Annotated in this window: 20 protein-coding genes and 1 tRNA gene; 5 read left to right on the top strand and 16 right to left on the bottom strand. The window is 45.8% G+C overall.

Features of this window, described 5'->3' with window-relative positions; all coding sequences use genetic code 11:
• Window positions 1–78 precede the first annotated feature (78 nt).
• The 4 genes from O8C68_03430 to O8C68_03415 are packed head-to-tail and all read right to left on the bottom strand — an operon-like array spanning window position 79 to window position 2,228.
• On the bottom strand, window positions 79–246 hold the full coding sequence (locus O8C68_03430) for a hypothetical protein (protein MCZ7394858.1): 168 nt from the start codon (window positions 244–246) through the stop codon (window positions 79–81).
• Entirely contained in the window at window positions 236–1,213 is a 978-nt protein-coding gene (locus tag O8C68_03425) for an alcohol dehydrogenase catalytic domain-containing protein (GenBank protein MCZ7394857.1), read from the bottom strand. Before O8C68_03425 ends, O8C68_03430 begins: the two co-directional genes overlap by 11 nt.
• An 8-nt stretch (window positions 1,214–1,221) precedes the next feature.
• Entirely contained in the window at window positions 1,222–2,001 is a 780-nt protein-coding gene (lsrF, locus tag O8C68_03420) for a 3-hydroxy-5-phosphonooxypentane-2,4-dione thiolase (protein MCZ7394856.1), read from the bottom strand.
• A 2-nt stretch (window positions 2,002–2,003) separates the two neighbouring features.
• Window positions 2,004–2,228 carry a hypothetical protein gene (locus O8C68_03415; protein MCZ7394855.1) on the bottom strand — a complete coding sequence of 75 codons (225 nt, stop codon included), beginning with the start codon at window positions 2,226–2,228 and terminating at the stop codon, window positions 2,004–2,006.
• 125 nt (window positions 2,229–2,353) lie between these two features.
• Here O8C68_03415 and O8C68_03410 point away from each other — a divergent pair, with 125 nt between their 5' ends.
• Window positions 2,354–5,368, top strand: a complete 3,015-nt coding sequence (locus O8C68_03410) for a ChaN family lipoprotein (protein MCZ7394854.1) — start codon at window positions 2,354–2,356, stop codon at window positions 5,366–5,368.
• A gap of 78 nt (window positions 5,369–5,446) precedes the next feature.
• Here O8C68_03410 and O8C68_03405 read toward each other — a convergent pair whose 3' ends face one another.
• The 11 genes from O8C68_03405 to O8C68_03355 all read right to left on the bottom strand — a co-directional run bounded on the left by O8C68_03405 (window position 5,447) and on the right by O8C68_03355 (window position 16,201).
• On the bottom strand, window positions 5,447–6,007 hold the full coding sequence (locus tag O8C68_03405) for a 30S ribosomal protein S7 (GenBank protein ID MCZ7394853.1): 561 nt from the start codon (window positions 6,005–6,007) through the stop codon (window positions 5,447–5,449).
• A gap of 1 nt (window position 6,008) precedes the next feature.
• Window positions 6,009–6,437, bottom strand: coding sequence for a 30S ribosomal protein S12 (locus tag O8C68_03400; GenBank protein MCZ7394852.1), 429 nt, complete (start codon window positions 6,435–6,437; stop codon window positions 6,009–6,011).
• Window positions 6,438–6,462: 25 nt separating this feature from the next.
• A complete protein-coding gene (locus O8C68_03395; GenBank protein MCZ7394851.1) occupies window positions 6,463–6,906 on the bottom strand; it encodes a NusA-like transcription termination signal-binding factor in 444 nt (147 codons plus the stop codon).
• A 217-nt stretch (window positions 6,907–7,123) separates the two neighbouring features.
• Window positions 7,124–7,411, bottom strand: coding sequence for a 50S ribosomal protein L30e (locus tag O8C68_03390; protein MCZ7394850.1), 288 nt, complete (start codon window positions 7,409–7,411; stop codon window positions 7,124–7,126).
• 13 nt (window positions 7,412–7,424) lie between these two features.
• Window positions 7,425–8,570, bottom strand: coding sequence for a DNA-directed RNA polymerase subunit A'' (gene rpoA2 / locus O8C68_03385; protein MCZ7394849.1), 1,146 nt, complete (start codon window positions 8,568–8,570; stop codon window positions 7,425–7,427).
• On the bottom strand, window positions 8,567–11,197 hold the full coding sequence (locus tag O8C68_03380) for a DNA-directed RNA polymerase subunit A' (GenBank protein MCZ7394848.1): 2,631 nt from the start codon (window positions 11,195–11,197) through the stop codon (window positions 8,567–8,569). Before O8C68_03380 ends, rpoA2 begins: the two co-directional genes overlap by 4 nt.
• A gap of 211 nt (window positions 11,198–11,408) precedes the next feature.
• The gene (gene rpoB / locus O8C68_03375) at window positions 11,409–13,223 is read right to left on the bottom strand and encodes a DNA-directed RNA polymerase subunit B (protein ID MCZ7394847.1); all 1,815 of its coding nucleotides are present in this window, start codon (window positions 13,221–13,223) and stop codon (window positions 11,409–11,411) included.
• Window positions 13,216–14,808, bottom strand: a complete 1,593-nt coding sequence (locus O8C68_03370; GenBank protein ID MCZ7394846.1) for a DNA-directed RNA polymerase subunit B'' — start codon at window positions 14,806–14,808, stop codon at window positions 13,216–13,218. Before O8C68_03370 ends, rpoB begins: the two co-directional genes overlap by 8 nt.
• Before the next feature lie 19 nt (window positions 14,809–14,827).
• A complete protein-coding gene (locus O8C68_03365; GenBank protein ID MCZ7394845.1) occupies window positions 14,828–15,091 on the bottom strand; it encodes a DNA-directed RNA polymerase subunit H in 264 nt (87 codons plus the stop codon).
• A gap of 18 nt (window positions 15,092–15,109) precedes the next feature.
• Window positions 15,110–15,249 (bottom strand) — tRNA-Lys (locus O8C68_03360).
• 121 nt (window positions 15,250–15,370) lie between these two features.
• Window positions 15,371–16,201, bottom strand: a complete 831-nt coding sequence (locus O8C68_03355) for a menaquinone biosynthesis protein (GenBank protein ID MCZ7394844.1) — start codon at window positions 16,199–16,201, stop codon at window positions 15,371–15,373.
• Between the two features lie 352 nt (window positions 16,202–16,553).
• Between O8C68_03355 and O8C68_03350 the strand changes: the two genes are divergently transcribed.
• From O8C68_03350 to O8C68_03340, 3 genes are all read left to right on the top strand, one after another.
• Window positions 16,554–16,727 carry a hypothetical protein gene (locus O8C68_03350; GenBank protein ID MCZ7394843.1) on the top strand — a complete coding sequence of 58 codons (174 nt, stop codon included), beginning with the start codon at window positions 16,554–16,556 and terminating at the stop codon, window positions 16,725–16,727.
• Window positions 16,728–16,837: 110 nt separating this feature from the next.
• Entirely contained in the window at window positions 16,838–17,137 is a 300-nt protein-coding gene (locus O8C68_03345) for a DUF167 domain-containing protein (protein MCZ7394842.1), read from the top strand.
• Window positions 17,134–17,364 carry a hypothetical protein gene (locus O8C68_03340; GenBank protein ID MCZ7394841.1) on the top strand — a complete coding sequence of 77 codons (231 nt, stop codon included), beginning with the start codon at window positions 17,134–17,136 and terminating at the stop codon, window positions 17,362–17,364. The genes O8C68_03345 and O8C68_03340 overlap by 4 nt, the downstream gene beginning before the upstream one ends.
• A gap of 259 nt (window positions 17,365–17,623) precedes the next feature.
• Here the strand turns inward: O8C68_03340 and O8C68_03335 are convergent, their stop codons facing one another.
• The gene (locus tag O8C68_03335) at window positions 17,624–18,067 is read right to left on the bottom strand and encodes a hypothetical protein (GenBank protein ID MCZ7394840.1); all 444 of its coding nucleotides are present in this window, start codon (window positions 18,065–18,067) and stop codon (window positions 17,624–17,626) included.
• A gap of 149 nt (window positions 18,068–18,216) precedes the next feature.
• Here O8C68_03335 and O8C68_03330 point away from each other — a divergent pair.
• The coding region (locus O8C68_03330) for a hypothetical protein (protein MCZ7394839.1) at window positions 18,217–18,549 on the top strand (333 nt) is incomplete at its 3' end.

Raw genomic sequence — 18,549 nt, 5'->3', positions numbered from 1 at the left:
TCTGCGGTTTCCATGTCATAATCAGCCTGTTTGAACCATTCATCTTTATCCATGCACTTTCTCAAAATTATAATTGTTTTAATTGCTTATTTGCTTTTTGCAGTCTTCTCCGGAAACTATGCTCACGACCGCTTCCATCAATCTCTCGCTATCCGCATGCGAGCGCTCAAGTCTGGCTTCAAGCTCCTCGCAGAGGGACATGAGCTGGTCAGGCGACGATGCGGCGCTGTTCTTCTTAAGGAACAACTACAACCTTCAACGAGTCCCTTGCCTCTCCCGCTATCTTAAAACCCTTCTGGATATCCTCCAATCTTACCCTGTCAGTTATCATATCCTTAACATTTATCTTCCCATCCTTAATTAAATCCAGAGCCTCCTCTAGGTCAACCGGCGCCGCGCCATAGCTTGACACCACGCTCAATTCACTCCTCCAGAAATCTTCAACAGGAACCGAAATATTTTTATTCGGGATGGCAAACAACATAATTATCCCTTTCCTGTCTATGTATCTGAATGCAGCCTCAAAAGCAGGCATCGCCCCGGTACACATTATAATCCTGTCCGCTTTTATATCGAGGTTTTCATTCGCATTATGTACTTCATCAGCCCCAAATTCCGCTGCCTTTTTCAACCTGTATTCGTTAATATCAGTCGCAATTACTTTTGCTTTTTTTAATTTAGCGATCTGTATATTCAACAAACCCGAGACACCTGAACCCATGGCCAGAACAGTCTGCCCTTCTCTAACATCGATTATTCTCTGCGCCCTCACAACGCAGGCAAGAGGTTCGATCATCGTTCCTTCTTCATAAGAAACATTTTCAGGCAGGAGATAGGTTCCCTCCTCAACATTTATCTCCGGAACCCTCACAAACTCGCTGAACCCGCCGGGGTCGTAGTTGCCTTTATGCAGTGTTTCGCAGGCGGTATGATTACCGGCAAGGCAGTATTTGCATTCGTTGCATGGAACATGATGGCTTACGAAAACCCGCTGCCCGATATTGAATTTATCAGACCTTGAGCCGACAATCTCCCCTGCCATCTCATGACCCAATACACGAGGGGCTTTCTTGATGCGATACCACTCCATCAGATCGGTTCCGCAGATGCCGGACGCTCTGACTCTGACCAGGATTTCCCCGTCTTTAATTTGAGGTTTCCGTCTATCCTCTATCCTGATATCGTTATTGTTATAATATACAGCGGTTTTCATAGGGTAATCTATTTCGATTGTTCGTATATCTCGTAAGCATCTTCCACTGACTTACCATCGTGAACAATCGCTCTTACAGCCTTTATCATTCCCCCTGGGTTGTCGCTCTGGAAGATATTCCTGCCCATATCCACACCAACCGCGCCATCAGAGACTGCATTATAGCTCATCTGCAGAGCCTCCATCTCTGGTAGCTTTTTCCCGCCTGCAATAACCACAGGGACATTACCGCACGCCTCGACAACGTTCCCAAAATCTTCTGTATAGTAGGTCTTGATCATATGTGCTCCGATTTCCACGCAAATCCTGGAAGCCAAGCCCAGGTATCTGGCATCGCGAGCCATCTCTTTCCCGACAGCGGTCACAGCCAGAACAGGGATTCCGTATTTTTCTCCTTCGTCCACGAGCTTAGACAAATTATCGATGGTTTCCTTTTCATATTCCCCGCCCACGTATACAGAGCATGTGATTGCAGATGCGTTAATCCTTATTGCATCTTCTATATTGGTCGTTATGATTTCATTGGATAATTCCTTAAGAATGCTCTGACCACCGGAAACGCGCAAAATAACAGGTATATCCGAAGCCGGGTCTATCCAGTTCCTGATGGCGCCCCTTGTTATCATCAATGCATCGGCATAAGGCAGCAACGGCTCAACCGTTTTGCCAAGGTTCGAAAGACCGGTAGTGGGACCCTGGAAATAACCGTGGTCAACCGCCAGCATAACACAGCGCCCTGTTCCGGGCTTGATTATTCGTGAGAGCCTGTTCTTCATTCCCCAGTTCATTTTTAATTTCCTCCTTTTCTTTCAGGTCTGACCAGTAAATAGCCATTTTCGATCAGCCAATGATGGAATTCATAGGTAGTATGCATACAATTTTTCTGGCATATTTCCCTGAGTTCATTATATTCGTCTGAGTCCTGCGATTTTTTATTCATTAACATCTGCACAGGACATTGAACATCATTGCAGTATTCTCTTCTTTTGTACTCTACAAATCCTTCGATTGGCACAATCTCAAAGCTGATTCTCAATACTTAAGATTAACGGAAGTTATTCCGTTCGGCTTATTGCAAGAGCCGTACAAAACTTTTAACCTAGGACGAATTCATATTGATAGTAGATGTAAGGGGTTAAGATGAGAATCATAATATTCATAGCTCTCCTTTTAAGCGGATTTTTCACATCCACCGCAGCGGCAGGGGAAAACCTTCCGCAGTACAATCTCTCTGTCTCGTTCGATATCTCAAAAAATCTGCTCGAAGGTAACTCAACAATCACCCTTTCAGGAAACAGTGAGATGAATATTTCCACCGGTAACCTCAATGTTACGTCTGTAAGGCTGAACGGACTGCCTCTTGAGCCCCGGATTAAAGAGGGGATATTCAAGGTGAAGGGCAACGGCATGCTTGAGATATTTTTCGAGGGAAAGTTTGCGGGGGTAAACAGAGATCACAATCCTGAAAATGTGGGTGTAGTTTCAAACGATATTATCAGCGATGAAGGAATATCCCTTACAGGTATATGGTATCCCCAGATAGAAGGCAGAGCATATTACCATTTGAAGGCGCTACTTCCGGAAGGTTTTCTTGCTGTCTCTGAAGCAGATGCGATTTCCGCTGTGGATGCACCGCATGGTAAGGAGTTTTCTTTCAGCTTCCCGCACCCCTTGAATAAAATAAACCTCGCTGCGGGCAAATACATGACAATGAAGGAGACTTTTCATGGTACAGACATTTATGTGTATTTTTTCCCTGAAAACATCACACATGACATTATTGGATATCTTGAAGGCATATCACGCGCAGAAACCTACATCGAATATACGAAAAAATATCTAACGATGTATGAAGAGCTTATCGGCCCTTACCCCTACAGGCGGTTTTCAGTCGTGGAGAACGTTCTCCCTACAGGGTATTCCATGCCCACGTTCACGCTCCTGGGCAGGGATGTGATGCGTCTCCCCTTCATTGTCAATACGTCCCTGGGCCATGAGATCCTGCACCAGTGGTTCGGGAATTATGTTTATGATGACTTTGAAAAGGGAAACTGGATAGAGGGTCTCACCACTTACCAGTCCGACCAGCTTTATAAGCAGCAGAATGGCGAAGGTGAGCAGTACAGAAAGAAACTCCTCATCGACTATCAGAGTTATGTTAGACCTGATAAAGAGACACAACTTGCGGATTTCTACCAGAGGACAGATTTCGCATCCGAGGCAATCGGCTATGGGAAAGGGGCAATGTTATTCCACATGCTCAATAAAGAGATAGGAGATGATGCATTCTACAGGGGATTAAAAGAGCTCATCAAGGAGCGGTCATTTCAGGATGCAAGCTGGGATGATGTCAGAATGGCATTTGAAAATGCCTCAGGAAGGAACCTTGAGTGGTTTTTCAATCAGTGGCTTTACCGAAAAGGGGAACTCTCAATCGGGATAGAAGACCCGAGAGTTACCGTTTTAAATGGCGTCCCAACAACATCCTTCAGGATTATCCAGGAAGGTTCGCCGTATCAATTTAATCTATCGCTCAAGATAAATACAGACAAAGGTGAACTCACAAAGATACTGGAAATGAAAAAGCAAAACCAGACTTTTGAGATTCCTACGAACGGGACTCCTTCGGAGCTGGTTTTTGATGGCGGCTATGACTTGATGAGGAGGCTCTCGGAAAAGGAATACCCGCCTGTCATAGCAAGACTCCTGGGAGATGAAAAAAGGCTTGTTGTTATCCCTGGGAAGGAAAAAGAAAAATACGGGAATTTGATCAACGTTTTCAAGAGCGAGGGTTTCATTCCAATAGAGGAAAAGGATATCAAAGACGAGAACATATCGACATCCTCCCTTCTAGTGCTGGGTAATGACAGCCCGATTCTTAAGCGGCTCTTCGGCGGGTGGAAAAGCTCCGGGAATGGATTCAGCTTTACGGTAGCGGAAAATCCCCTGAACGCGTCAAAGGTGGTTGCTGTGGCAGACGCCGGCGGAAAGGAGGAGGTTGACCTTGCGTCTTTAAAGATTTTCCACTATGGGCAGTATTCTTTCATAAGATTTGAAAAAGGCAGGAATGTGGAGAATAGAACAGATGAGACCGAACGGGGAATAAGGATTAGTTTGTACGAACCTGTACTGGGAATCCAGCCCCAGAAGGCAATTAAACTCGATGACATTGTTCGCAATATCTCTGATAAAACGATTATCTATATCGGGGAAACGCATACCAGTTACGAAGACCATAGGGTGCAGCTTGAGGTTATTACCGACCTCTATGAGAGCGGTCACAAGTTCGCAATAGGCATGGAGATGTTCCAGAAGCCGTTTCAGAAGGCTATTGATGATTATATCGCTGGAAATATAACCGAAAAGGAATTTTTAAAAAATACCCAGTATTTCAAGAGATGGGGGTATGATTATAATCTTTACAGGGAAATTATCAATTTTGCAAAGGCAAGGAATATCTCCATCGTAGCCCTTAATCTGCGGTCGGAGATTATTGACAATGTTTCAAAAGGCGGTCTTGATATCCTGACCGATGAGCAGAAAAAAGAAATCCCCAAGGATATGGATATGTCGGATGAGGATTACAAAAAAAGTCTTAAAGAGACATTCGACCAGCATGGAAACCAGGAGTTTCAGAACTTTAACTATTTCTATCAGTCCCAGATACTGTGGGATGAAACCATGGCGCACTCTGTGGACGAGTTCCTGAAACAGAAACCGGATTACCAAATTGTCGTGCTTGCAGGCGCTGGACATATCATGTACGGCTCTGGCGTCCCGAAGCGGGCATACAGGCTGGATGGTAAGGATTACGCAACGCTGATACAGAATCCTGACAACATTGACGAGGGCATGGGGAATTTTGTGCTTTTCCCGAAACCGGTATCGCCTCTGCCTACCCCTGTGCTTGGGATTTTCTTAAATGAATCTGGCGGCAGGGTTAAGATAGAGAATGTCGGATTTGGAAGCACTGCAGAGAAAGCAGGGCTCAAAGAAGGTGACATCCTGCTCTCCATTGATGACTGGAAGATAGAAGGCGTAGAGGATATAGAAATTTCTATTTTTGATAAAAAACAAGGCGATACGGCAAAGATCAAGGTGCTGAGAAAAATTCTGGCTGGCGAGAAAGAGTTTGAATTTACTGTGACTTTTTAATTGTTGCGAAGCCTTTACAGGTTTCCCATACTCATCAAATAAAAAAAGATAATCACATAACCTTGAGGTTATGCGATATTACCGCGCTGCTTTCGCAACTCTCTCGATATTGTCCTTCTTGCCCATGGCAAAGCCTTTCACATCGTAGTTTGCTGCTGCGATTATCTCGTCTGCAAGAGCATTCGCCAGGGACTTCTTCGTGCCGAAAGAAGCCTGCTGCGCCCCCTGCGTTATCAAGCGAAGCGCTGTGTCCACACGGCGCTGGGGTGCGGTATCAACTGATTTCGGGACCGCAATGCCGCCGTACTGCAGTCTTACGGTTTCCTCCCTCGGACCGGCATTAACAATTGCATTCACCAGCATCTGCACGGGATTCTGCCCGGTTTTCTTGTTTATTATTTCAAAAGCTTCTTTGACATTACTGTAAATCGTTATCTTCTGTCCCGTGTTGGTTTCTTCACGCATCACCTTGTTGATAAGACGCTCAACGATGTTAAGATTCGACTTATTGAACTGCTGCTTTGCGTTTCTTCCGCCGGAATGCGGAACAATCACCGGCGTAAGATTGATATAAGCTTTGACGCTTGGATCTTTAACCTCAACCTCAGTAAAATCCCATTTTCCGAACAATTTCAGCATATTATCTCACCGGTTTTTCCTTCTTGCCCAGAACGAGCTGCCGTAAATTAACGTTATTCACTGCTACCACTTTCCATCGTACCCCTGGGATATCTCCCATGGCGCCGCCCATTCTTCCTCCTATTCTTTCAACGATCACTTCATCATGTTCATCAATGAAATTAATCGCGCCGTCACCAGGACAGAAAGCCGATATCTGCTTCCCGTTTTTAATAAGCTGCAGGCGAATACATTTCCGTATGGCGGAGTTTGGCTGTTTTGCCTCAACCCCGACTTTTTCAAGTGCAATACCCCTTGCCTGCGGCGAGCCGCCAAGCGGGTCTGCCTTTACATCAAGATTAAGGGCTCGCCTGGCGTAGTCCTTGTCGCTCCATCTGAAATTCTTGCTTTCGCTCTTGAGTTTGCGAGCCGCATACATTCCTTTTCCCATGTAGTTTTTTCCTCCAATGCTATGGTTATTGAATAATCACGTCGTTTATATTATGATGCCTTAAGGAGAGTTTTTTTACCTTTTCGATATTTTTGCCGTCTCTACCTATGGCAAGCCCCTTCTCTTTAGTAGCAACTTCTACATAAGCTATACGCTTGCCTTCATCAGTCACAATATTTATATTTTTTACAGAAACCGGATGAAACGCATTCTTTACGAACTCTGCAGGGTCATCCGAGTGTTCGATTATTTCAATATGCCTGCCAATAGCCTTCTTTACACGGTTGATATGGTCTCCTCCTTTTCCTATGGCTAAACCCATATCCCCGTTCCTGACAACAAACAACAACCTGTTGTTTTCATCATCCTCGTAGCAGTCCTTCGCCCTGGCTCCTGTCAGGCTTTCAAATAATGCTATATACCTTATTCCATCCGTGCTCAGTTTCACTTCACTCTTTGATGAACCCATTGATAATCACTCTCCTTTTTAGACGTTTGATGAACCCAATAATATCAATCCTTTTTAGACGGGTTCATCAAAGATTCATCAAAAAGCGACACCTCGCTTTATGCGGTATCCACGTATGCCTGTGGGCATACGTGTCTGCGAAGTAAAGCGGCGCAACGGTTTTTGATAAAACTTTCGTAAAGTTTTTTGATGAACCATATGATAATCAATCTCCTTGTTAGGTGCTCCTGAAGGAGAGTATCTCCGACTCCCCGGGCTCAAGCACTGCAAGCGCAGTAATCGCAAATGGTTTACCGCAGGCAACCCCGAGGTCAACACCCGTTCCGGGATAATTAATCACGGGGACGCCTTTCATTTCGTTTACGGTTTCGGGAAGGCAATTGGATGACAGTACAACTACCTGCGCTTTTCCATTTTTTACAGCATCCAGGGTCTGCCTTCCGCCAATTACAACCTTTCCTGTTGTTAGAACTTTTCTAAGTACTTTGCTTATATCAGTTTCCATACTAATTCTCCTTTTATGCAGCTTTCTTTGCGATCAGTTTAACATTTCCTGTTCCCAATCTGATAGGCTGTCCAACTATCACGTTTTCAGTAACTCCTCTGAGTTCATCCACGTCGCCCCGCATACCGGAATCCAGAAGATGGTTAACGGTTACCTCGAAGGCTGCCCTTGCAAGAACGCTGGCTTTTTCACCCGATATACCATGCCTTCCTATTGGTTTTACATCCCCGTCAACAGTCATTATATCAGCTACAAGCATGATATGGCGCACATCCACTGTAAGACCCTGTTCTTTCAGCGTTTCAGTGGCTTCGTGTATCAGCGCAGATCTGGCAGCCTCTATACCCATTACTTCGAAGATTTCATTGACATTGTTCGTCCTTGTTCGCGTGGCATCGACCCCGTATATTGCAAGCACTTCTTTGAGCACCGAACCTTCGGTGTACAGCACATATTCTCCGCTCTCTTCTTTTCTTATAACCACCCTTTTTATTCCTTTAATGCCTTTTAATATTACAGACTGTACACTTTTAACAAGTTGAAGTAATTGTCTGTATGAGGGTTCCTCAGGTGTCAGTATCAAGGTATCACCTTTAATCTCCACAGAGGCGCCCAGCTCTTCCTCAAGTTTACCTGCTACTTCTTTTGAAGTCATGTTCCGCTGAAGGAGAGATTTGCTGTTCAATTCAATGATTATTTTCATTTCAGTAATATCCGTGGACATGCTGCCCAGCACATTAATATAAGTCGCTTCTATTTTCCAGGCAAGCTCCCGGGCTTTCTCCCTGTCGAACGCATAATCCTTTTCAAGAAATATCGTCATCATCGGCGTGCTTGGGTTTTTCCTTGCATCCACGATTTCAATCAGGCGGGGCAATCCAAGGGTGACATTTATTTCCGCCACGCCGGCGTAGTGGAACGTTCTCATCGTCATCTGGGTACCGGGTTCGCCGATGGACTGCGCTGAAACAACCCCTGCTGCCTCCCCTGCTTCGATTTTTGCACCTTCGTATCCCGAAAGTATGCGTTCTATAATCGAATCCATCTGTTTTTTTGTGACCTTTCTATCTTTAAGCTCTCGTATCAGATTATCGATCACGTTCTGAGGCAATGGGAGGGCTGAAACTGCTTCCTCGATATTTTTCTGGGTAACGCTCATTCTTTCGCCCCTGTTACCGAGTCGATGATACGCCTGACCGCATCGGGTTTACTGAAATCGCTGTTCATCGGGTTTACTCCGTCTTCTCCGTATTTGAACTGGATAACCATGTTCCTCGTATCCCTTACAGTACCGTCGTACTGTACTTCCAGATCCTGCAGCGCATTCACAAGCCGCCGCTGCAGATAGCCGGACTGGGATGTCCGCACTGCTGTGTCCACAAGACCTTCGCGCCCGCCTATGGCATGGAAGAAATACTCCGTGGGAGATAAACCGCCCTTGTAACTTGCTTTCACAAAACCGTGAGCTTCAGCTCCAAGGTCGCCCTTATCAAAGTGGGATAGCGTCCTGCCTGCATATCCTCTCTGGATTCGCTCGCCTCTCACTGCCTGCTGTCCCACGCAGGCTGCCATCTGCGTCAGGTTGAGCATCGAACCCCTCGCTCCTGACCGTGCCATTATCACAGCTGAGTTATCCATTCCAAGGTGGCGATCTGCAATATCACCGGCAGCATCCCTTGCCCTGCTCAGCTCTTTCATTATTTCCATTTCAAGCGTCTCCCGAATCGTTCGTCCCGGGAGCTGTTCCAGCTCGCCTGCCTGGTACGCGGTTATCAACTTTTCAACCTTGTCTTTTGCCTGGATCATGACTTCATCTATCTGGTTCTGGGCATCCAGAGGCACATATTCGTCATCAATCCCGAAACTGAACCCGGTGCGCGTGATACTTCTGATGGAGAGGCGTGTCGCATCATCGATAAATTTGCATGCCATCTCTGAACTGAATTCTTTTATAAGCTTGTCGAGTATCACACTCTTGAAAGCTCCCACGGCTTTCTCATCGATTGAACCCTTCTCAAGCACTCCGTCCTTAATGACAACATAGGCGTCATGCTCGCAGTCAAAGCCTTTGCATACATCACAGTGTTCACAGATTTCCGCCTTGAATTGAAGGTTAAGCCCTCTGGGAAGAATCTGGCTGAATATCTGTTTTCCTGTCCAGTAAGGTTTCTTATTTTCTGTTCCTGCAGGCTCGGACAGCTCCCGAATCTCAGATTTTGCAAGCAGTTCCAGAGCATCTTCCTTGTTTATTTTCTCCTTGCTGTTCGTGAGCAGGAATAACCCGGATATATGGTCATGGATGCCTCCGATTATAGGTCCCCCGAACCTCGGGGAAAGGATATTCTCCCGGACATGCATCAGGATTTTTGCTTCCGCACGAGCATCTTCGGTCTGAGGCACATGCATGTTCATCTCGTCGCCGTCAAAGTCGGCGTTGTAAGGGGGGCAGACAGCGGGATTTAATCTGAATGTTTTGTGAGGGAGCACTTTTATTTCATGCGCCATGATGCTCATCCTATGAAGCGAGGGCTGCCTGTTAAATAAAACAATATCTCCGTCCTTTATCTGCCTGTCGATCTTCCATCCCAGTTCAACCAGGTCTGCAAGTTCAGCGCAGTTCTTATCCGTTATTTTTAACCTGCGCCCGTCTGCTCTCACAATATAATTGGCGCCGGGATGGTTGTCAGGGCCTCGCCGTGTGTATTCTTTCACTTCCGCGATATTCCTGGGGGTCACGTGCATCATGATGGTAAGCTCTTTTGCGATTGCCATTGGCACGCCAACCTCATACACCTTGAGGTTCGGGTCTGGTGAAATCACGGTTCTTGCAGAGAAATTGACACGTTTCCCTGATAAACTTCCTCTGAACCGCCCTTCCTTGCCTTTCAATCTCTGCGAAAGCGTTTTCAGGGGTCTCCCAGACCTGTGCCTCGCTGGAGGCACGCCCGAAACCGCATTATCGATAAACGTTGTAACATGGTACTGCAATAATTCCCATAAATCCTCGATAATCAACTGAGGTGCCCCAGCTTCACGGTTTTCCTGGAACCTCTGGTTGATCCTGATTATATCCACGAGTTTATGGGTGAGGTCGTCCTCGCTGCGCTGACCGGATTCCAGGGTAATCGAAGGTCTCATCGTGACAGGCGGTACAGGAAGCACTGTCAGGATTACCCATTCAGGGCGGGCATTCTGTGGACCCATCCCGATAACTTCCACATCTTCATCTGTCATTTTTTCAAGGCGCGAACGAATATCGGTGGGCATCAGTTTATGCCCGTCTTCTATATATGTAGTGGGTTTCTCGAATTTGATTTCTTTCTGCTCCTCGTTGCAGTAGCTGCATGTTCCTGCTTTTCTTGCTTCCTTAAAAACCTCAGTAACCACATCTTCGATGGACTGCCCCATCTTTTTAAGCGTTTTTATCTGTTCGAGATACTTCTTTTTCTCATCGGGCGCAAGCAGCAGGGCGCCGCACTTCCTGCAGGTTGCCCGCAATATCTTGCGTATCAGCTTGGCAAAACCCACGTGTATTACGGGTGCGACGAGTTCTATGTGCCCGAAATGACCCGGACATTCACCTGCCCTGCCGCCGCAGGTTTTACACCGCAGACCCGGGTCGATTACACCAAGCTTTGTATCCATCAATCCCATTTCAATCGGGAAACCGTCGTCATCGTAAGTATCTGCTGTTATCACCCTAGTAACGCTCATTTTCCTGAATTCCTTGGGTGAAATAAGTCCGAATTTTATCTGTTTTACTCTTTTTGGGGTTCCAATTACCATGATTTCACCTTCCTAATTTTTGTGCAACCGAAAACCTTTGAGAAAGGTTTATCAAAAAACTTTGCGAAAGTTTTATCAAACGACGGGTATGGCGCACCATACCCAAACACGCCCTCCCGAGGCGTGACTCGGGAAGGGGTATGCAAGCATACCCTAGCGCGACATAAAGCGGCGCAACGGTTTGTGCACGCCACGTTGACTGGGGCATCGGTCACACCGCATCCTCAAGTTCAAGCCTTGGCGCAACACCAAGCGATATGATTTCATCAAGTAATAGTTTGAAGGCATAGCTCATTTCAACAGGGTATATACCAGTTTCAGCACCGCAGTCCTGGCATATAGTGATATTTCTTCGTTTATCGAGAGTGGCTATCATGCCGCAATTGGAGCAGACATATTCCATTACCCTGTCCGATTCGTCAAGCAGCCTTTCCTTCAAAGCCATAGCAGCGCCGTGCCCAATAAGCACATCCCGTTCCATCTCTCCAAACCTCAATCCGCCTTCCCTAGCTCTGCCTTCGGTGGGCTGACGGGTCAATACCTGGACGGGTCCACGAGACCTTGCATGCATCTTTGATGATACCATGTGGTAGAGTTTCTGGTACATGATAACCCCTACGAATGTATCAGCCTGAATCCTGTTGCCTGTTATACCGTCGTAATAAATCTCTTTACCGGTGTGCGAAAAACCGAATTTGCTAAGAGAAGAGCGCAGGTCATCCTCATGTTCCCCTGAGAATGCAGTACCGTCTATCCTTCTTCCTTCAAGCGATCCCACTTTACCTCCTATCATTTCAAGCACATGCCCAACGGTCATTCGTGAGGGGATGGCATGCGGATTAATTATCAGGTCAGGAACAATGCCGTTCTCAGAAAAGGGCATATCCTCATAGGGTACTATGAGACCGATTACCCCTTTCTGCCCGTGGCGGGAAGCGAACTTATCCCCGATCTCAGGAATTCTATGGTCGCGGGTTCTTACTTTTGCAAGCCTCGAACCGTTTTCAGATTCAGTCAGTATCACGGTATCCACTATACCTTTCTCATTCGAGCGCATTGTAACAGAACTCTCCCTTCGCTGCACCGGGCTTATTCCGAGCTCTGACGGTTCTTCAAGGAACCTGGGCGGGCTTGTCTTTCCTATCAGGACATCGTTAGGTCCGACGGGTATCTCGGGATTGACCAGACCGTCGCTGTCAAGCTGGTTATAGGTTTCAGCACTCCTTGCACCTCTCACTTCTGTATCAGGAATCTCAAACTTGTCCTCCTGTCCTCCAGGGTATTTCCGTTCCTCGCCCTCGTTTGTCCTGAAGAAATGGCTTCTTCCCAGACCGCGTTCTATCGAACCCTTATTCACAACCAGGGCATCTTCTATATTATAGCCTTCATAGGACAATACTGCCACCACGAAATTCTGCCCTGCAGGGCGCTTATCGAACCCTATGGCTTCCGCGGTCTGTGTTGTTACCAGCGCTTTCTGGGGATAATGGAGTACGTGTGCTCTTGTGTCGGGACGCAGTTTCATATTGGGCGTCGACATGCCAAGACACTGTTTAATCATGCCTGCACCCATCGTATTTCTTGGTGAAGCATTGTGTTCTGGGAAAGGCACCATGCCAGTGCAGATTCCCAGGATTAAAGAGGAGTCCATCTCAAGATGTGTATGTTTTGGGGTTAGATCCTTTTCGTCGATGGCTATAAACGCATTTTCTTCTTCTTCAGCATCGAGATACTCGATTAAACCTGCATCCACAAGGCTGTCAAAAGTAATTTCCCCTTTCTTCAGACGCTCTATGTTATCCTTTGTTACAAGAGGAAGACCTTTTTCCACAGTTATTGCAGGGCGTCTTGCCCTCCCCTGGTCAGAATTGATAATTATCTCCTTCGTGTCCTCATAGTAAATGATATTCACCTGTCTTTTGATTTCACCCATTCTTCGTTTTTTCCTCAACTCCGACGCGAGTTCTTTTGGTCTATCATGGGTTCCTATCAATTCGCCATTTACGAAAACTCTTGCCTTATTCAAAGGACTCCACCTCCTCTTCGGGTTCGACTTTTGTTTCTTCGGCTTCTTCAAGTGCCTCCAGTTCCGTGGCATAGGTAGTGGGTACTTCTTCCAAACCCACAAGCTGCGGAATAATCGGGACTACACCTGTTTCATAAAGCAGGTTCTTAAGCTTCCCTTCATCCCCCGCACTTGTTGAAATTTCAACCAGTTGCGCAAAGTTCTTCACAAGTCCGCAATTGGGTCCCTCGGGCGTTTCTGAAGGACATATTCTCCCCCACTGTGTGGGGTGCAAATCCCTCGCTTCAAAATGGGGCTGTGCCCTTGACAACGGCGATATTACCCTGCGCAAATGCGAAAGCGATGCAATGTAATCTGTGCGGTCAAGAAGCTGCGATACGCCTGTTCTGCCGCCTACCCAGTTGCCTGTAGCCAGTGCATGGACAAGGCGCTCTGTGAGCACATCTGCCCTTACGATAGTGGTAACATTTAGATCCCTGTTTCTCATGCTGGCTCTCTCAAGCTGGTATTTGACATCCCGCGTCAGTCTGTTAAACGATACTCTGAACAGGTCTTCAATCAGTTCACCCGAGAGTTTGAGCCTCTTATTGGCATAATGGTCTTTATCGTCCGGGCTTCTTTTGCCCAGTGCCAGCTCAAAGCACGCCTGAGCCATCCTGCCCAGGAACTGGGCTTTCAGCATGCGGTGCGCCTCATCGTTTCCCAGGTGCGGCAATAAATAGCGGTCGATAACGTAATTCGCCCGTTTTACCTGGTATTCTTTAGACTGACCTGAGGCTACACGCAGCCCGATTTTTTCCATCGCCTCTTCTTTATTGCTTGCTTCCGATTCTTCAAGGTTCTCGAGCATGAATTTGATAATCTCAGGGTCATCGGATACGGCATTCACAATATCCTGGTCTGTCTCGATGCCCAATGCTCGCATCAGAGTGACAAAATTAATTCTGCCTGAGATGGAAGGGAAAGAAACTTCAAGAATGGATTTCCTGCTCCGCTCCACGACCACGAGGGCACGATAGCCCCTGCGCTGGGAGAATACCTTTGCCACTTCTATGTTTTCGCCATAACGCTCTTCCAGTTCCACCAGTATTTTATTGGGAGCAAGGTCTTCAAGCGTGGTGATCACGCGCTCTGTGCCGTTCACTATGAAATATCCTCCAGGGTCCTGGGGATCTTCTCCCAGTTCATCCATCTCTTTCTGGCTCAACCCTACAAGGTTGCACGCTTTTGACCATATCATAATAGGCAAAAGTCCGATTTCCGCCTCCTTTTCCTCTTTTTCTCCTTCAGGGCTGACGATTGCCATACTGAGATAAAGCGGCGCTGCATAGGTTATGTTTCTTAACCTTGCCTCGGTGGGATAGAGTTTATCCACTGCGCCATCCGCCTCCCGAACGACCGGGTAACCTGCACGGATTTTCTTGAGTTTCACGTACGTGCCCTCGATGTCGGTTTCAATAATCCTCTGTTCATCAATAACTTTCTGAAGTCCATGTTCAAGAAAATCATTGAAAGAATCCACATGATGGCGCACTATTTTATCGCTTGTAAAATACGCCTTTGATAGCACACTTCTGTCTAACATATAAACCTCATTTTTCCACTCACGCAATAACATATCGATAGAAAAAGGCTTTACCGGCTGTCGGGCTTAGTCTTGTAACCCGAACAACATCCCCGACCTTGGCTTTGACTGCAATGGCAGCCGGGTCTGATACGCGAATCTTTGGCAACTGTTCCTTTTCTATATTATATTCAGATATTATTTTTTCAACGTCGTCCTCGTTTAATATTTCATGGTTTGCTACCATTCTATGTTCCAAGGGATTAAACTCTCTTCCAGTATGCTCTTTCTCTTTCTCCTTCATACAACCTCCCAGGCAAAACGGGCTCGGGGGGATTTGAACCCTCGACCATCGGGTATCTTCTCATTCTTCAGTCCAGCCGCCAGGCTGGACACGTCCTCCCGAGACGTGACTCGGGTTGAATAAAAGCCCGGTGCTCTGCCTGACTGAGCTACGAGCCCAAACATATTATCCACTACGTTTGAACACCTGCTACCAACCATGGACGAAAAATATTCCTGAATCAATGGCAATTCTGTTAAAACCTCGTGGACGTGCGCCCCTTGAACAACCTGATGAAGCTTAAATCTTTCCTTGTATATCAAAAAACCTGAGTTTGACCTCGCCGATTATTCCGCATTCCTTTGCGTATTCAAAATATAGTTTAAGGCTCTCCACGCTTTCATCGTCAAAATCATAATTCAATGTGTGCAAATAATCCCGCATGAAACCGCAATCGATTTTTTTCTGCCGTGCTATGGAACCGGCTATCTCGCTGACATTTTTATAAGCATACTCTTTTGACTTAAGGAGTGTATTGAGCACATATCTTACCTTATCCGGGTGCTCTCTCGCGAATTCTTCCCTGGCAACCCACAATGCATACACCATTTTTTTTCCTGTCATCTTCTTCCATTCATTGCCAAGGTCTGCGATAACGCTGTATTTCCCTATGGCATGGATGGCGCTGTCCCCGATCAAAAGCGCAGCATCGCCTTGATTCAGCATCTGGTCTATATCTGTACCTTGGCACTGCCTGATGTTAATTTTAACACCTTTCCGCCATAATATTATCTTTACCAATGCAGCCGAACTTGCGGTTGTCTCGGGAATGCAAAGCGTTTTTCCTTCAAGCTCAGAGAGGTCTAACTTTCCATTTGAGCATATCAGCACGCTTTTGGTGAAATCATTGGAAGTAATGGAAAGCCCGGGTAATATGAGAAGGTCATTTCTTTTTCCGTACATGATTGAAGAAATAGGACTGATATCGAGTTCGTTATTAAACAGCATGCGTGCAAGTTCAACAGGATGCGCCTGCGTAATCTCAATGTCATGCGCTTCCACCCTGCCGTGTTCTATGGCGTAATAAGGGAAATCACAGTTGGCGAAAGCGATTTTACCAAGACGTATCATGGTTTATCAGATACAGAATGGAAATATATGCATATTAGTTTGATGGACGGAAAAATTGTTTGACGTTCTACCCTTCATAATGTTTTGGTATTTTTATTGCATTGGTTATAAAATGTACAGCTTGTCAGTCTGCAAAATGTGACCATCAGGCACATTTTCTCACAGTAAAATCTCTGCCTCGGGGGGGTAATTGCAATCTGTAGAGATACTCTCCTCTTTGGACCAAATAAATAACCAAACATCGTACTCATCAATTCTTTCTACCGCAACATATATATACTTTATGATTATAATGATAATAATAAGAGGAGCACAGGGTAGCTGTAGAACACGTATTCAGAAAAGGGTAGACATGGAAGAAGTAGTATTATGGATGAAAAGTTGTCCGTTAGGGTATAGACTGGTAGCCAACAAAATCATGATGTGCTGCAGGAACGACTTTATCCTGCAAAATGACAGGGACTTTACTTGGAGAGAGTACAACGGTATTCTCCTTTCGAGTAATTCCGCAGGAATTGTAAGATAAGCAAAAAAGATCGCCTTGGATGTCTGTTTGCCGGGTGCCGCAGAGTTGCCATTCCCTATATGAGAATTCCTGCAATAACAATTAATACTGTTCCCATCTTTTAAGCACTGATGAAAGAAGCCATAAGGCAGACTGAAGACGGTGTAATCCTCGACCTTGAAATCTCAGCCGGTGCAAAAGAGACCAAAGTTCATGGATATAATCCGTGGCGCAAGAGGATTGAAATAAGGCTCTCAGAGAGGGCGGAAAAGGGAAAAGCCAACGCAGAGCTTATATCGTTCCTCTCTGGTTTATTCGCGGTTAATTCCAGGAGTGTACGGATAAGCGCAGGTTTGACCAACAGTAGAAAATCGGTTAAGATAATGGACGTAAATGCAACAGATATCCTGAAAGTTTTAAATCAAAAATGAACATCGCCACCCTTGAGGATTTAGAACGTCTCGAAAGGCTCGAGATAGTAATTTCGGAACTTCAAACACTGGCTGACAGCGGGGCTATTATAGTTGTGGAGGGACTGAGGGATGCGGAATCCCTGCGCTTCCTGGGAATAAAAGGCGAGATTAAGTTTGCCGCGCGGCAGCCCTGCTTGAATTCACAGAATTGCTGCCCAAAAGCGGAAAAGAGATTGTTTTATTGACGGAGTGGGACAAAAAAGGTGGTATTGTGGCACGAAGGATATTGAAATATATCTTGAGCTACGGAATTATGCTTGATACGCAGATTCGCTTGAGGATAAGGAATCTTGTGAAAAAAAAGATTAAGGATGTTGAAAGTCTTAATAACTATTTTAATAAGCTGAGATATGAAGTTCACGGTATTGCAGAATTTTAACCAAAAAAATAAAAGAGGGATTTGCTCCCTCTCAAACTTTACTGAGTTTTTGTTGGGGCTTTTCATCACTGCTCATTCTGGTCCCCATGCTGGTCCCCCTGATCATCCTCATGCTCGTGGGGTTTACATAATCCAGCGCCAGGGAAAGGACCAAAGAAGTTTGGTGCAGTATTGTTGACTATCCAGGCATCTGTCGCTGGTGGCTTTTCCTCATCTTTAAGGCAGATGGTCAAATTACCCGGCGGAACTGTGAAAGTAAATGTGGTTGGAGAGAATTTTTCCAAATACAGGTTCTCCATTTTAACGTGGGAAGTTGTATTCCAGACCGTGATTTTCGCCGTACCGTTCGGGTCTGTAACTGTGACCTCTCCTCCACCGGTGAATGTCCAAGTTGCAGTTGGGGTAACCATCGAATCCAGTGCCATTGCCTCTACAAGCGCCATACCCAAGATAAGGAGCATTGCTACAACCCCTAACTTCAATAGCGCTTTGTTTTCTATTTTTTTCATTTCTTATACCTCCTATGTTTTATGTATTTACTTTTCACAAGGCTCGCCTGTGGCTTGCCCTGTACCATTGCGCATCACATTCTGCGCCTGATGCATTTACCACACCTCCCCTGCGGGCAAATCCCCATGCATCTCGGATTTTTTAAAGCGTGGTTTTAATTAAAGAGATCGGGGAGAATGTAACTCCATTTTTAACAATCTCCTTAACCACTCACTTTTGTGGGATACCACCATTGGCGTGGTATAACCCAACCCTCTTTGAACCAAATGAGCAACCAAACATATCTTCCTCATCAATTCTTTTCTACAGCAACATATATATACTTTATCATTATGACCATTATAATAATAAGAGCAGTATTCAGAAAAGGGTAGACATGGAAAAAGTAGTATTATGGATGAAAAGTTGTCCGTTAGGGTATAGACTGGTAGCCAACAAAATCATGATGTGCTGCAGGAACGACTTTATCCTGCAAAATGAC

Source organism: Candidatus Methanoperedens sp. (assembly GCA_027460525.1).
Classification (GTDB): domain Archaea; phylum Halobacteriota; class Methanosarcinia; order Methanosarcinales; family Methanoperedenaceae; genus Methanoperedens.
The sequence above is the reverse complement of the archived record's forward strand: the minus strand, read 5'-3'. Positions and strand labels throughout refer to the sequence as shown.